Consider the following 12,685-nt stretch of genomic DNA (forward strand, 5'->3'; position numbering starts at 1 on the left):
CCTAACTGATGTTGGGGTCGAAGGTGAAGATGACGTAGGTGCCAACGCCCATGACCAGGATCATCGAGATGACCAGCAGGGTCTTGAGCCAGAACCGGGTCGAGTCCTTGCGGGAGTAGTCGTCGATCACGGTGCGCAGGCCGTTGCCGCCGTGCAGCTGGGCCAGCCAGAGCATGGTGAGATCCCAGATCTGCCAGAACGGGGAAGCCCAGCGGCCCGCGACGAAGGCGAAGTTCAGACGCTGCACGCCGCCGTCGATCATCAGCATGATGAACATGTGGCCGATCACGAGGACGATCAGCAGCAGGCCCGAGAGGCGCATGAACAGCCACGCGTACTTCTCGAAGTTGTTGCTGGAGCGGGCACGCGGCGAGCGGGGCAGATCCAGGCTGGCCGGCCGGTCGTGAGACTTACCGAGAACAGGTGCAGTCATGGTGATCAGTGCTCCGTGAACAGGTAGAAGAACTGGCGGCCGACACCGGCGGCGGAGACCAGGACCCAGATGGCCAGCACGATCCAGAGCATCTGGCGCTGGTAGCGCGGGCCCTTCGCCCAGAAGTCGACGAGAATCACGCGGACGCCGTTGAGCGCGTGGAACAGCACGCAGACCACGAGACCCATCTCCATCAGCGCGACGAGCGGGTTCTTGTAGGTCTCGATCGCCTGGTCGTAGGTGTCCGGGCTGACCCGGACCAGCGCGGTGTCCAAGACGTGCACGAAGAGGAAGAAGAAGATGGTGACACCGGTGATCCGGTGCAGCGCCCAGGACCACATTCCGGGGTCGCCTCGGTACAGCGTCTTCCGCTTCGGCTGGGCCGGAGCTTCGATCGTGGTCATAGAGTGCGGTGCCTCCAACGTCGTTGATGGACCCGGTTTCAGGTCCCGGGCCGGCCGCGTGAAGGGGGCGAATGCCCAGGTTGCTGCGCTGTGCTCCATGTGTGCCGTGGCACGTGCTCCGTTTGCACGGGGCCCGCCGGGAACCTGAACCGATCTGTTGTGGACTCTAATCCTCTCGGTTTCGCGGAACTAATTCGGCGTGCCGTGCGTTGCGCGACATTCAGCTGGGTTAGGTTTACCTTTGTTGATGCGTAATGGGCTGTGCGGCTGCTGTCGCGCGGCGTTGTCGCGGTTGTTCGGCGGGAGGTTCTCGATGCCCGAAATCGAGTGGAATGTTTTGCACGACAATGCTATTCGAGTAATGCGCAACGCCTATGCGCCCTACTCGCGTTTCCCGGTGGGCGCCGCAGCTCTCACTCCGGATGGTCGAATTGTGAGCGGTTGCAATGTGGAAAATGTCTCATATGGATTGGGCCTCTGCGCCGAATGCGTACTCGTCGGTAACTTATTCGCGAGTGGCGGCGGGCGTCTGACGGCCGTCTCGGTCTGCGATTCCCGCGGCGAAATCCTGATGCCGTGCGGTCGCTGCCGCCAACTTCTCTACGAGCACGGCGGCCCGGATCTTCTGGTGGACCACCGCGCGGGCCCCGTCCGGCTCGGCACACTGCTACCCGACGCCTTCGGCCCCGACGACCTGGACGCCGGGCAGCAGTAGTCGCCGTTCGTCAGCAGTCGGCCTCGAACGATTCGTCGATCTCCGCCTGCGTCGGCATCTCGGCATTCGGCACCCGAACAGGCGTGAGGCCCATTCGTTGCATCATGAGCGCGACACCCTCGCCGATGGTCGACGACTGGGCCGCGAGCCGCTTCGCGAAGATCTTCACGCCGCGAACATCCCGCAGCAGCGTCTCCTCGAGGTCGGCGACGCGCGTCTCCATCCTGGCCATCCGACGGTCCAGATCCGAACAGGTCATGGTTGCCCCCTTGTCGGCAGTCGGCTTTCGGCGATCGATTGATGCGGGGAGGCTATCGGAGCGGTCCGACAAGAACCAGGCGCGCCGGGGTGTCGTGCCAGACTGGCCGGGTGACGGGTTTGGACGCGGTTTCCATCATCACGACCAAGCGCGACGGAGGGGAGCTCTCGGACGCGCAGATCGACTGGGTGGTCGACGGGTTCACCCGGGGCGCGGTCGCAGACGAGCAGATGTCGGCGCTGGCCATGGCCATCGTCTGGCGCGGGATGACGCGCAGGGAGACGGCCCGCTGGACCTCCGCCATGATCGCGTCGGGGCGGCGGATGGACTTCACGGATCTGCCGCGCCCCACGGTCGACAAGCATTCGACGGGCGGGGTCGGGGACAAGATCACGCTGCCGCTCGCGCCCTTGGTCGCGGCTTGCGGCGCGGCGGTGCCCCAGCTGTCCGGTCGTGGGCTCGGCCACACCGGCGGCACCTTGGACAAACTGGAGTCGATCCCCGGCTGGCGTGCCGACCTCGCGACGCCGCGCATGCGCGAGATCCTCGCCGATCCGAAGATCGGCGCGGTGGTCTGCGCCGCGGGCGCCGATCTCGCCCCGGCCGACAAGCGTCTCTACGCCCTGCGCGACGTCACGGGCACGGTCGAATCGATCCCGCTGATCGCCAGCTCGATCATGAGCAAGAAGATCGCCGAGGGCACCGGCGCGCTGGTGCTCGACGTGAAGGTCGGCGCAGGCGCGTTCATGAAGGAACTGGGCGCCGCCCGCGAACTGGCCACCACCATGGTCGAGCTCGGCCAGGACGAGGGGGTGCGGACCGTCGCGCTGCTCACCGCGATGGACACCCCGCTGGGCCGTACCGCGGGCAACGCGCTCGAGGTGGCCGAATCGGTCGAGGTGCTGGCCGGTGGCGGACCCGCCGACGTCGTCACGCTCACCCTGGCGCTGGCCCGGGAGATGGTGGCGCTGGCCGGTCTGGACGTCGATCCGGCCGACGTACTCGCCGACGGCAGGGCGATGGACTGCTGGCGTGCGATGATCCGCGCCCAGGGCGGCGACCCCGACGCACTCCTGCCGCGGGCCAGGCACACCGAAACCCTGCGCGCCGACCGCGACGGCGTCCTGACCCGCCTGGACGCCATGGGTGTCGGCATCGCCGCGTGGCGCCTCGGTGCGGGCCGCGCCCGCCAGGGCGACCCGGTGCAGTTCGGCGCGGGTATCGAGATGCACGCCAAACCGGGGGATTCGGTCGTCGCGGGAGCGGCGTTGCTCACCCTGCACACCGACACTCCCGACGTGATCCCCGGAGCCGTTGCCGCACTGAAGGATTCGATCACCATCGAGGCCGTCGCGCCTTCCGGGGAGGCCCCGTTGATCTTGGACCGAATCGTTTCCTGAGCGCGGGTTCCGTGCGTGCGGCCGACCGTGATCGGCAACGCCGAATGGACGCACTGTGGACCACGTCGTAGCCGGACGGCAACGAGATGGTTGCCACGCCGGGAGTTCGCTGCCGATTCCGCGCGGCGCGGCTAACGTGTGGTCATGACAGGACCGATGCCGCTCACCCTTGCCTCGATCCGCCAAGCTCCCAAGGCACTGCTGCACGATCACCTCGACGGTGGTCTGCGGCCCGCGACGGTGCTGGAGCTCGCCGCCGATTGCGGTTACGACGACCTACCCGCCGCCGACGAGGCCGCCCTCGGCGACTGGTTCCGCGCCGCGGCCGACAGCGGGTCGCTGGAGCGCTATCTGGAGACCTTCGCGCACACCGTCGCGGTGATGCAGACGCCGGAGGGCTTGCGCCGGGTGGCCAGGGAATGCGCCGAGGACCTGGCCGCCGATGGCGTGGTGTACGCGGAAGTGCGTTTCGCGCCCGAGCAACATCTGGAGCGCGGCCTGAGCCTGGACGAGGTGGTCGAGCACACCCTGGCAGGCTTCCGCGAAGGTGAGGCGGCCGCCGCCGAGGCGGGACATTCCATCGTGGTGACCTGCCTGCTGACGGCCATGCGGCACGCGGCGCGCTCACTCGAGATCGCCGAGCTCGCGGTGCGCTGGCGCGACCGTGGCGTCGGCGGCTTCGACATCGCGGGCGCGGAGGCGGGCTTCCCGCCGAGCAGGCACCTGGACGCGTTCGAGTACATGCGGGCGAACAGCGCGCACTTCACCATCCACGCGGGCGAGGCGTTCGGGCTGCCGTCGATCCACGAGGCGCTGGCGTTCTGCGGCGCCGACCGGCTCGGGCACGGTGTGCGGATCACCGACGACATCCACGTGCCAGGCGCGCTGGAGGACGCGGAACTGGGGCTCGTCGCCAACTACGTGCGGGATATGCGGATTCCGCTCGAGCTGTGTCCGTCGTCGAATGTGCAGACCGGTGCGGTGCCCGCGCTGGACAAGCACCCCTTCGACCTGCTGGCCCGGCTGCGTTTCCGCGTCACCGTCAACACCGACAACCGCCTGATGAGCGACACCACGATGAGCGCGGAGATGCTGAAGCTGGTCGAGACCTTCGGCTACGGCTGGAGCGATCTGGAGCGGTTCACCATCAACGCGATGAAATCGGCCTTCATCCCGTTCCCGGAACGGCTGCGCATCATCGACGACATCATCAAGCCGGGGTACGCGGTGCTGCTCGGCTGAGCGCGGGCGGGGACGGACGTCCGGCGCGCAGTCCGATAGGGCGGTCTATCGTGGGATGTCGTGACGATTGTGCAGATTCCCGGTCGATTCAACGGCCCGCCGGATTCGGGTAACGGCGGCTACGTCGCCGGACGCCTCGCCGAACACCATGACGAGGGCACGGTGACGGTCATGCTGCGCAATCCGGCCCCGCTGGACACGCCGTTGCGGCTGGAGGACGGCAAGTTGTTCGACGGCGAGCGCCTGATCGCCGAATCGCGAGCGGGCGCGTTCGAACGGGACACCCCGGGACCGGTCCCGCGCGAGGTGGCGGAAACGGCCGCGGGCTCGTACGAGACCAACGAGATGTTCGCGTACTGCTTCGTGTGCGGAAACGCCCGCGAGGACGGCCTGCGTCTCACTCCGGGCCCGGTGCGTGCGAACGTGGTCGCGACCCCGTGGACGCCGGACGAATCGCTGCCGATCGGAGCCGCGCTGCTGTGGGCGGCGCTGGACTGTCCTGGTGGCTGGTCGGTGCCGAACATGCTGGACCGGCCCGCGTTGCTCGGCTCGATGACGGCCGCGGTGCTCGGCCTGCCCGAGGCGGGTGAGCCGTGCGTGGTGGTCGGGGAAAGCCGCGGCGAGCAGGGCCGCAAGATCTACACCGCCGCCGCGGTGTACGGCGCGGACGAGCGGCTGCTCGGGCACTCCGAGCACATCTGGATCCGGCTGAAATAAGTTGGGGCCGAACGATTCGGCCCCAACCTCGGTGGACTACTGCGGCGTGAGCCGAGCCTCGAACGCGCGCTCGAGCTCGCGCCAGCTCTGCGCCTCCGCGGCGAACGGCGGGTTCGGCGCCATCCGGGTCGGGTCCGGGTTGAGCAGGTAGGAGACGTACCAGCCCAGAGGAGTGGACTGGGCCAGCGCCTGGTCCACGGTGTCGTCCCCGGCGTACTCGGCGGCATCGGTGAACAGCTCGTAGGCCAGATCGAGCTGTTCGATGTCGACCGCCTCCGGGCCCTCGGCCAGATCATCGGCCAGGCCGGGCAGCACGTAGACGTTCTCGTCGTCCACCTCGACCTCGAGCGAACCGTCCACGGCGGCGGTCTGCACCTCACCGTAGGTGCTCACCTTCGCCAGATCGTGATCGTGCTGGTCGGCGAGGTAGCGGGCGAGGGCGCGCTCGGAACCGAACACGGTGATCGAGCCGTTCTTGCCGAGGAAGATCGGTTCGTCGTCGAGGTAGCAGCGCAGCGTGAAGTGGGTGCCGTCCGCGGTCACGATCTTGACCGGGTCGATGCCGACCTCGTGCCAGAACGAGTCGTCCTCGTCTTCGTCCTCTTCGTCCAGGTCGACAGACTCGAATTCCTCGTCCTCGTCGCTGTCGGCCGCGTCGTCGGCGTCGACCACGTTCTCCTCGGCCGCGAGCAATTCGGCTTCGGCGACCGCGACGGCCGCGGCGTCCACGTCCGGGGTGGCGACCACCGAGTCGATGGCGTCGAGCACCGCGTCCCAGTCCTTGGCGATGGCGGCGCCGATCTGGTCCCAGAGTTCCTCACCGTCGCGCCCGACGAACGCGCTCACCCCGCCCGGCAGCGCGCCGAGCACGGGGTGCGAGCCGAAGAACTTGGTGACGGTCTCCAGCTCGCACACCTCGCCGATATTGCGGACCATGCCGAGGGTGTCCTCCAGCTCGGCGATGCTCTCCACGTCGGGGTCGCCCGCGGCCAGCTCGGGCACCGCGACCAGGTCGAAGCTGAAATTCTCCTCCGGCTCCAGTTCCACCGCCGAGAGACCGGCGACGACCTTCCACGCGGGATGGTCGACCAGATCGTTGTCGGAGTTGGTCCGAATGAACGCGGCCAGTTCGGCGACGGTGTCGAAACCGTAGAGGGAATCCTCGTGCCCGAGGAATGCCATCCACTCGTCGTCACCGTCACGCCAGCGCGGTGCCCACAGGGTGACGAGATCGCCGTCGGTCAGGCCGAGCTCGATCGGGACGATGTCTCCAGAAGCCATGTGCGGAAGCCTATCGACCTTCCGGCTCAGGCACTATCCGGCCCGCCTCCAATAGTGCCCGCCGCGCCGTTGGGCGCCGGGGCGAACGACTCGTTCAGTGTCGCAACGACCTTGGAGCGCTGCGCTCCCGCGTCCTCGGAGGCCTGCCGGCAGGCCCAGACGATCAGCTGGGAGACGTCGGCGGGCGCCATCGACGTGACCGCCTCGGACAGCGTCAGGCCGACCAGGGCGCCCTCGCTGTTCATCTCGACGGTGACCGCGCCGTCCTCGGTCGTGAACTGGCCTCGCACCTGCTTGAGGCCGTACAGCGCGGCCTCGAGCGCCTCCAGTTTCTGGGTCGCACTCGCGACGAGCGCGTCCATCTCCGCACTCATGCCTGCACCTCGCTGACGCTCGGCTCCGGCATGCGCGCGGCGCGCTGGCACATGATTCGCTCACTGCGTTCGCTCATGCCTGCACCTCGCTGACGCTCGGCTCCGGCATGCGCGCGGCGCGCTGGCACATGATTCGCTCACTGTGTTCGCTCATTGGGGCCAGCTCCTCGTTTCGCTCGCTTCGCTCGGTCATACCGGCCTCATCCAGCTCGTCGGTCCCGTGTCGGCGTCGTCGATGCGGTCCAGCTCGTCGACCGCCTGCTGCCGGGTGGGCAGTCCGAGCCGGTCGAGGACGTCGGCGGGCATGCCCGCCTCGGCGAGGACCTCGCGGCGCTTGGCGCGCGCGGCGATGGCCGAGCGTTGGGTCAGGCGCAGGATCTCGTTGGCGAGAGCCTGGGCGCCGTAACGGTATTCGCTGCGTTCGAACTTGATCTCGACCGGCATGCCCTGGTCGGTCGCGCGCACCGCGATGGTGCCGGACCGGTTCTGGCTGACCGCGAGGGTGACGTTCGGGACCTGCTGCTCGGTCATGCTGTCGGCCTGTAGAAGCCGTAGAACTCCATACCCATGTTCTCCGTTCGGATGGAACTGACCGAGACCGGATCGCCGGCCTCGACGAGTTGCCCGTTGCCGACGACCATGGCGACGTGGCCGTCCCATACGGCCAGGTCACCGGGCATCAGATCGCCGGGCGAGACCTGCGGGTGCCCGATGTGCTGCTCTTGGGCCAGGCGCGGCAGTTCGACGCCCGCCTCGCTGTAGGCGTATTTGGTCAGGCCGCTGCAGTCGATGCCGGAGCCCGGGGAGTTGCCGCCCCAGACGTAGGGGGTACCGACCGCGCTCAGCGCCGACTGGACCGCGGTCGCGGCCTTCTCGTTCGGCGCCTCCACGACGCTGCCGTCGGGCAGGGTGATCTTCACGCCGTCCTTGCCGCTCGGCGTGGCGGTGGTGTTGCTGCTGCCGGGTTTCTGGGAGTTGGACGAGCTCGAGTTGTTGCCGGTGCCGGGGGTCGTCTTGGAGACGTTCTGTGCCGAGCTGCTCGCGATGCTGCTGACCAGCGAACCGGCCTGGCCGACGACGCCCATCAGGCCCGAGATGCCGGAGCTCGCCGAACTGGTGAGCGCGCTGGGCAGCGACGCGAGCGACGGGCTGGACGGTGCCGGAGTCAGCTGGGTCATCGACGCGGTCTGCGTGTCCAGCTCGTTGCGTACCCGGCCGACCACGCCGAGCCCCTGGTTCAAATGGTCGATGGCGGTGCCGACCAGCGCCATGAAACCCGGCGGCGTCGTGATCGTCGGCCCGAGCGCCGTCGCGGTGGTCACGAAGGACTGCACGATGGTGTCGAGATCCTTCTGCCCGGTCTCGACCTCGGTGGCGGCCTGTTCGACGACGGTTGCCATCTCGTTGCCGCGGTCCGAGATATTGGCCGCGGAGGTCTGCACGCGCAGCGCCTTCGCGGTCGCCGCGTCGGCGGCGACGCCGTCCCACGCGGTGTTCATCTGGTTGATGCTGTTGCGGCCCAACTGGTGCAGCTGATCCAGCGCCGCCGACGTGGTGGTCAGCGCGTCGGCCGGGCCGCCGGTGGGCAGCACGCCGGTGCCGAAGCTTCCGAGCAGATCGAGCAGGGGCTTGACCAAGAGGTTGACGTCGATCACCGGCTCATCCGTCCAGGTCGGCGGACCTCAGCGCGGCCGCGTTGTTCATATCGGTCTCGGTGAGCACGGTCGCCGCTCCGGCCGCCGCGCCGCCCATGCTGGAAAGGACCGCCGACAGCTGCGCGATCGACGCGACGTGTCCGGCGTGCGCCGCGGAATACGCGGCCATGAAATCCCCGCCGATGAGGCCCATGATCGGACCGAGCAACGCGGGCGAGGCGCCCGCGGCCCCCGCTGCGGCACCGGCCATTTCACCGGCCATCACCTCGGCGGTGGCGCCGTAGGCGACGATGCCTTCGGTGTCAGCCGACATCTTTGCCATAGTGCTTCCCCCATCTGTTCGTTCCCAGGCAGAGTACGTCATCCAACTGTTTCGACGCGTCGCCTTGCCATTCGGTTCCGCCGCGTCCGAAAAAAAATTTCCCGAGGACGTTCGACGCCGAACTCGTCTCGAACCTTATCGTTCCTTCATGCGTACGCACACCGTGGACCACCCACTCGCCGCCACCCTGCTGACGACGATGCGCGACGCGCGCACGCCGAACGCGGTCTTCCGCAACGCGTTGCGCGATCTCACCGGCATCCTCGTCTACGAGGCGCTGCGCGAGGCGCCCGTGACCAGGTACGAAATCGAAACTCCTGTGGCATTCGCCGAGGGCGTGCGGCTGGCCCAGCCGCCGCTGCTCGTCCCGGTGCTGCGCGCCGGGCTCGGCATGGTCGACGCCGCGGCCGAGCTGATCCCCAACGCCCAGGTCGGTTTCGTCGGCATCGCCCGCGACGAGACCACGCATCAGCCGATGCCGTACATGGAGTCGCTGCCCGCGGATCTCGCCGGAATCCCGGTGTACGTGCTGGATCCGATGGTGGCCACCGGCGGCTCCATGCGGCACACCCTCGAACTGCTCGCCGCCCGCGGCGCGACGGACATCACCGCGGTCTGCGTCGTCGCCGCGCCGGAAGGCCTTGCGGTGCTGGAGAAGTCGGGCCTGCTGGAACGACTGGTGACCGCGACCGTCGACACGGGCCTGAACGCCGACGCGTACATCGTCCCCGGCCTCGGCGACGCGGGCGACCGCCAGTTCGGTCCGCGCTGACGCGCTCGGCGCGGGCGGGCGGACAACTCCACGCCCGCGGCTACAGAGCGCGACAGAACTCGGCGAGTGTGGAGAGTCGTTGGGCGGCAGCGCTTCTCGCGGCGGGTAGCCCGGCGCGATCGGTGACCGGTTCGACGACCTCCAGGTAGCACTTGAGTTTCGGTTCCGTGCCGGACGGGCGGATCACCACGCGGGAGCCCGTGCCCTCGAAGACCAGCGCGTCGGTGCGCATCCGGCCGCGCGCCCGGAGCAGATCCGCGTATTTCATCGGCTCGCCCGCGATCTCGCCGGGCGGGTCGGCGCGCAGCCGCTCCACCACCGCCGCGGCGGCGTCGGCGTCGGCCAGCCGCAGCGCGACCTGATCGCCCGCGTGCAGGCCGAATTCGACGGCGAGATCGTCGAGTTCGTCGAGCAGAGTGCGCCGCTCGGCCTTCAGCCTGGCCACCAGGTCGGCGGTGAGGACGGCCGCGGAGATGCCGTCCTTGTCCCGAACGGCCGCCGGGTCGACGCAGTGACCGATGGCTTCCTCGTAGGCGTACGCCAGACCGTCACCGGCGCGGGCCAGCCATTTGAAACCGGTGAGCGTCTCGGCGTAGCGAGCGCCGCGGGCCTGCGCCAGCTTCGACAGCAGCCGCGACGACACGATCGTGGTGGCCACCAGCGCGTCCGGCGGCGCGGTGCGCAGCACGCAATCGCCGAGCAGCACACCGGTTTCGTCGCCGCGCAGCATGCGCCAGCCGTCCGGGCCCGGCACGCCGACCGCGCAGCGATCCGCGTCGGGATCGAGCGCGATGGCCACGTCGGCGCCCACCCGCTCGGCCAGCGCCAGCAGCCGATCGGCCGCTCCGGGCTCCTCCGGATTCGGGAAGGCGACGGTGGGGAAGTCGGGGTCGGGCGCGAATTGCTCGGCCACCACGTGCACGTCGGGGAAGCCCGCCGCGGCCAGCGCCCGCACGGCGACCTCGCCGCCGACCCCGTGCAGCGGAGTCAACGCGATCCGGACGTCGGCGCGCGCGCCAGGACCGCCGACGAGTTCGGGCAGCCGGGCCACCCGCGCGAGATAGCGATGCACGAGTTCGTCGTCGGACTCCGTGACCGGGACGCGCGGGATCGGCTCGCCGACCGCCTCGATGCAGCGCTCGATCTCGGTGTCCGCCGGGGCGATCAACTGCGAGCCGCCGTCGAGATACAGCTTGTAGCCGTTGTCCGCGGGCGGGTTGTGCGACGCGGTGATCTGCACGCCTGCCACCGCGCCCAGCTCACGCACCGCGTACGCGACGACCGGCGTCGGTACCGCGCCGGGCAGCAGCGTGACCGGAAAGCCCGCCGCCGCAAAGATTTCCGCGACCGCGGCGGCGAAATCGGCGGACCCGTGCCTGGCGTCGCGGCCCACCACGACGCGCCCGCCTCCCAGGCACCGGCCGCGCAGCCAGTCGACCACGCCCGCCGTCGCCCTGCTCACGGTCGCCACGTTCATGCCGTCCGGGCCCTCGCGCAGCGGCCCGCGCAGACCCGCGGTCCCGAATCGCAGCATCTAGAGCCGCTCCAGGACGCCGCGCAGCAGCTTGCCGAGCCGGGGCGCGGCCGCGTTGCCCTCGGCGAGCACCTCGGCGTGCGACAGATGTTCGCCGGTCACGCCCGCGGCCAGGTTGGTCACCAGCGAGATGCCGAGCACCCTGGCGCCGAGCGCGCGGCAGGCGATCGCCTCCAGCACCGTCGACATGCCGACCAGGTCGGCGCCGAGGGTGCGCAGCATGCGGATCTCGGCGGGCGTCTCGTACTGCGGCCCGGTCAGGCCCGCGTACACGCCCTCGGCCAGGCTCGGGTCGACTTCCCTTGCCAGCGCACGCAATTCGGGATCCCACGCGTCGACGAGGTCGACGAAGGTCGCCCCGGCCAGCGGGGTGCGGCCGGTGAGATTGAGGTGGTCGCTGATCAGGACCGGCTCGCCGACCTGAAGGCCGGGCCGGATGCCGCCCGCCGCGTTGGTCAGCACCACGATCTCCGCGCCCGCCGCCACCGCCGCGGACACCGGGTGCACCACGTCGGCGGGCTGATAGCCCTCGTAGAGATGCTGGCGGCCCATCAGCAGCAACACCGGCGTCTCGTCGACGTGCACCGAATGCACCATGCCGACGTGGCCCTGCGCGGTCGGTTCGCCGAATCCGGGCAGTTCTGGCATCGGCACCGACGCCGACGGCGCGCCGACCTCGGCGGCCGCCTGCTGCCACCCCGATCCCAACACGACGGCCACCCGGTGGCGCTCGACTCCCGTACGTTCCGCGATCGCCTCGGCGGCCTGTTCGGCAAGCATGCCGTCACCCTATCGAGCTTTGCCGCGCCACGCCCACGTCGGCGTGCTACCCGCGAGTAGGGGAAGTGTCCAGGGCGGATACGCTGCACGCATGCCGTATCTGGATCGTCAGGGTGATGTGTTCGTGCTGTACCTCGGGAACGAGGGACAGACCGACAGCGAGAACCGCTTCCATCCGGACTGGATCGATGAGGTGCACCGGCTGTTCGACGAGGTCGAGGCGTCCGAGGGGCCCGCGGCGCTGGTCACCACGGCCACCGGCAAGTTCTTCAGCAACGGTCTCGACACCGACTGGCTGTTCGGCAACCTCGGCGAGATCCACGGCTACCTGGACAAGGTGCATTCGCTCTACACCCGGCTGCTGACCTTCCCGATGCCGACGGTCGCCGCGATCAACGGGCACGCGTTCGGCGCGGGCGCGATGCTGGCCACCTCGCACGACTTCCGCGTCATGCGGGCCGATCGCGGCTTCTGGAGCCTGCCCGAGGTGCACCTCGGCATGCCGTTCACCGTCGGCATGAACGCCCTGCTCACCAATCGCCTGAGCAACCAGGTCTGCGTGCAGGCCATGACCACCGGCCACCGCTACCCGGCCGACCAGGCCGTCGCGGCGGCCATCGTGGACCAGGCCGCCGAAGCCGATGCGTTGCTGGACACCGCCGTCGGATACGCCGCGGCACTCGCGGGCAACCGCAAGCCGAACCTGCCGGTCATCAAGCGGGCGCTGCACGCCGAAGCGCTGGCCGGACTCGCCGTGCCGACCACCAAGGAGAACCTGGCGTTCGCCGCCGGATAAC

The 12,685-nt window shown here is 69.3% G+C and carries 16 protein-coding genes; 6 read left to right on the forward strand and 10 right to left on the reverse strand.

Annotation, left to right across the window (positions count from 1 at the left end):
• Position 1 precedes the first annotated feature (1 nt).
• Together ACRWNM_RS06185 and sdhC are read right to left on the reverse strand one after the other, a co-directional pair.
• A complete protein-coding gene (locus ACRWNM_RS06185; RefSeq protein ID WP_431964354.1) occupies positions 2-433 on the reverse strand; it encodes a succinate dehydrogenase hydrophobic membrane anchor subunit in 432 nt (143 codons plus the stop codon).
• 5 nt (positions 434-438) lie between these two features.
• Positions 439-837 (reverse strand): succinate dehydrogenase, cytochrome b556 subunit, encoded by a 399-nt coding sequence (sdhC, locus tag ACRWNM_RS06190; RefSeq protein ID WP_431964356.1) that lies wholly within the window; start codon positions 835-837, stop codon positions 439-441.
• 313 nt (positions 838-1,150) lie between these two features.
• On the opposite strand from sdhC, the gene ACRWNM_RS06195 reads away from it, so the two are divergent.
• Positions 1,151-1,552: a cytidine deaminase gene (locus ACRWNM_RS06195; RefSeq protein ID WP_431964358.1), complete on the forward strand. Its 402-nt coding sequence runs from the start codon at positions 1,151-1,153 to the stop codon at positions 1,550-1,552.
• A gap of 10 nt (positions 1,553-1,562) precedes the next feature.
• On the opposite strand, the gene ACRWNM_RS06200 is transcribed toward ACRWNM_RS06195, so the two are convergent.
• Positions 1,563-1,811 (reverse strand): hypothetical protein, encoded by a 249-nt coding sequence (locus ACRWNM_RS06200; RefSeq protein ID WP_431964360.1) that lies wholly within the window; start codon positions 1,809-1,811, stop codon positions 1,563-1,565.
• A gap of 110 nt (positions 1,812-1,921) precedes the next feature.
• Here ACRWNM_RS06200 and ACRWNM_RS06205 point away from each other — a divergent pair, with 110 nt between their 5' ends.
• The 3 genes from ACRWNM_RS06205 (at position 1,922) to ACRWNM_RS06215 (ending at position 5,170) form a co-directional block, all read left to right on the forward strand.
• A complete protein-coding gene (locus ACRWNM_RS06205; RefSeq protein WP_431964362.1) occupies positions 1,922-3,211 on the forward strand; it encodes a thymidine phosphorylase in 1,290 nt (429 codons plus the stop codon).
• A gap of 144 nt (positions 3,212-3,355) precedes the next feature.
• Positions 3,356-4,453, forward strand: a complete 1,098-nt coding sequence (locus ACRWNM_RS06210) for an adenosine deaminase (RefSeq protein ID WP_431964364.1) — start codon at positions 3,356-3,358, stop codon at positions 4,451-4,453.
• Positions 4,454-4,513: 60 nt separating this feature from the next.
• Positions 4,514-5,170, forward strand: a complete 657-nt coding sequence (locus ACRWNM_RS06215; RefSeq protein WP_431964366.1) for a hypothetical protein — start codon at positions 4,514-4,516, stop codon at positions 5,168-5,170.
• 36 nt (positions 5,171-5,206) lie between these two features.
• Here the strand turns inward: ACRWNM_RS06215 and ACRWNM_RS06220 are convergent, their stop codons facing one another.
• From ACRWNM_RS06220 to ACRWNM_RS06240, 5 genes are all read right to left on the reverse strand, one after another.
• Positions 5,207-6,451 (reverse strand): primosomal protein, encoded by a 1,245-nt coding sequence (locus ACRWNM_RS06220; protein ID WP_431964368.1) that lies wholly within the window; start codon positions 6,449-6,451, stop codon positions 5,207-5,209.
• 26 nt (positions 6,452-6,477) lie between these two features.
• Entirely contained in the window at positions 6,478-6,825 is a 348-nt protein-coding gene (locus ACRWNM_RS06225) for a YbaB/EbfC family nucleoid-associated protein (protein ID WP_431964370.1), read from the reverse strand.
• A 189-nt stretch (positions 6,826-7,014) separates the two neighbouring features.
• Positions 7,015-7,356 carry a hypothetical protein gene (locus ACRWNM_RS06230; RefSeq protein ID WP_431964372.1) on the reverse strand — a complete coding sequence of 114 codons (342 nt, stop codon included), beginning with the start codon at positions 7,354-7,356 and terminating at the stop codon, positions 7,015-7,017.
• Positions 7,353-8,480 carry a C40 family peptidase gene (locus ACRWNM_RS06235; protein WP_431964374.1) on the reverse strand — a complete coding sequence of 376 codons (1,128 nt, stop codon included), beginning with the start codon at positions 8,478-8,480 and terminating at the stop codon, positions 7,353-7,355. The genes ACRWNM_RS06230 and ACRWNM_RS06235 overlap by 4 nt, the downstream gene beginning before the upstream one ends.
• A gap of 4 nt (positions 8,481-8,484) precedes the next feature.
• Entirely contained in the window at positions 8,485-8,793 is a 309-nt protein-coding gene (locus tag ACRWNM_RS06240; protein ID WP_431964376.1) for a hypothetical protein, read from the reverse strand.
• 157 nt (positions 8,794-8,950) lie between these two features.
• Here ACRWNM_RS06240 and upp point away from each other — a divergent pair, with 157 nt between their 5' ends.
• Positions 8,951-9,574, forward strand: coding sequence for a uracil phosphoribosyltransferase (gene upp / locus ACRWNM_RS06245; protein WP_431964378.1), 624 nt, complete (start codon positions 8,951-8,953; stop codon positions 9,572-9,574).
• 40 nt (positions 9,575-9,614) lie between these two features.
• On the opposite strand, the gene ACRWNM_RS06250 is transcribed toward upp, so the two are convergent.
• Together ACRWNM_RS06250 and ACRWNM_RS06255 are read right to left on the reverse strand one after the other, a co-directional pair.
• A complete protein-coding gene (locus tag ACRWNM_RS06250; protein ID WP_431964380.1) occupies positions 9,615-11,108 on the reverse strand; it encodes a phospho-sugar mutase in 1,494 nt (497 codons plus the stop codon).
• Positions 11,109-11,888: a purine-nucleoside phosphorylase gene (locus ACRWNM_RS06255; protein WP_431964382.1), complete on the reverse strand. Its 780-nt coding sequence runs from the start codon at positions 11,886-11,888 to the stop codon at positions 11,109-11,111.
• A 91-nt stretch (positions 11,889-11,979) separates the two neighbouring features.
• On the opposite strand from ACRWNM_RS06255, the gene ACRWNM_RS06260 reads away from it, so the two are divergent.
• On the forward strand, positions 11,980-12,684 hold the full coding sequence (locus tag ACRWNM_RS06260; protein ID WP_431964384.1) for an enoyl-CoA hydratase-related protein: 705 nt from the start codon (positions 11,980-11,982) through the stop codon (positions 12,682-12,684).
• Position 12,685: the final 1 nt, after the last annotated feature.

Source organism: Nocardia sp. bgisy134, from assembly GCF_965341865.1.
GTDB lineage: Bacteria > Actinomycetota > Actinomycetes > Mycobacteriales > Mycobacteriaceae > Nocardia.

What these genes read in the sequence shown, in the direction of transcription:
- ACRWNM_RS06185 (WP_431964354.1), bottom strand. Translation starts at nt 433, where the DNA reads ATGACTGCACCTGTTCTCGGTAAGTCTCACGACCGGCCGGCCAGCCTG.
- sdhC (WP_431964356.1), bottom strand. Translation starts at nt 837, where the DNA reads ATGACCACGATCGAAGCTCCGGCCCAGCCGAAGCGGAAGACGCTGTAC.
- ACRWNM_RS06195 (WP_431964358.1), top strand. Translation starts at nt 1,151, where the DNA reads ATGCCCGAAATCGAGTGGAATGTTTTGCACGACAATGCTATTCGAGTA.
- ACRWNM_RS06200 (WP_431964360.1), bottom strand. Translation starts at nt 1,811, where the DNA reads ATGACCTGTTCGGATCTGGACCGTCGGATGGCCAGGATGGAGACGCGC.
- ACRWNM_RS06210 (WP_431964364.1), top strand. Translation starts at nt 3,356, where the DNA reads ATGACAGGACCGATGCCGCTCACCCTTGCCTCGATCCGCCAAGCTCCC.
- ACRWNM_RS06220 (WP_431964368.1), bottom strand. Translation starts at nt 6,451, where the DNA reads ATGGCTTCTGGAGACATCGTCCCGATCGAGCTCGGCCTGACCGACGGC.
- ACRWNM_RS06225 (WP_431964370.1), bottom strand. Translation starts at nt 6,825, where the DNA reads ATGAGTGCGGAGATGGACGCGCTCGTCGCGAGTGCGACCCAGAAACTG.
- ACRWNM_RS06230 (WP_431964372.1), bottom strand. Translation starts at nt 7,356, where the DNA reads ATGACCGAGCAGCAGGTCCCGAACGTCACCCTCGCGGTCAGCCAGAAC.
- ACRWNM_RS06240 (WP_431964376.1), bottom strand. Translation starts at nt 8,793, where the DNA reads ATGTCGGCTGACACCGAAGGCATCGTCGCCTACGGCGCCACCGCCGAG.
- upp (WP_431964378.1), top strand. Translation starts at nt 8,951, where the DNA reads ATGCGTACGCACACCGTGGACCACCCACTCGCCGCCACCCTGCTGACG.
- ACRWNM_RS06250 (WP_431964380.1), bottom strand. Translation starts at nt 11,108, where the DNA reads ATGCTGCGATTCGGGACCGCGGGTCTGCGCGGGCCGCTGCGCGAGGGC.
- ACRWNM_RS06255 (WP_431964382.1), bottom strand. Translation starts at nt 11,888, where the DNA reads ATGCTTGCCGAACAGGCCGCCGAGGCGATCGCGGAACGTACGGGAGTC.
- ACRWNM_RS06260 (WP_431964384.1), top strand. Translation starts at nt 11,980, where the DNA reads ATGCCGTATCTGGATCGTCAGGGTGATGTGTTCGTGCTGTACCTCGGG.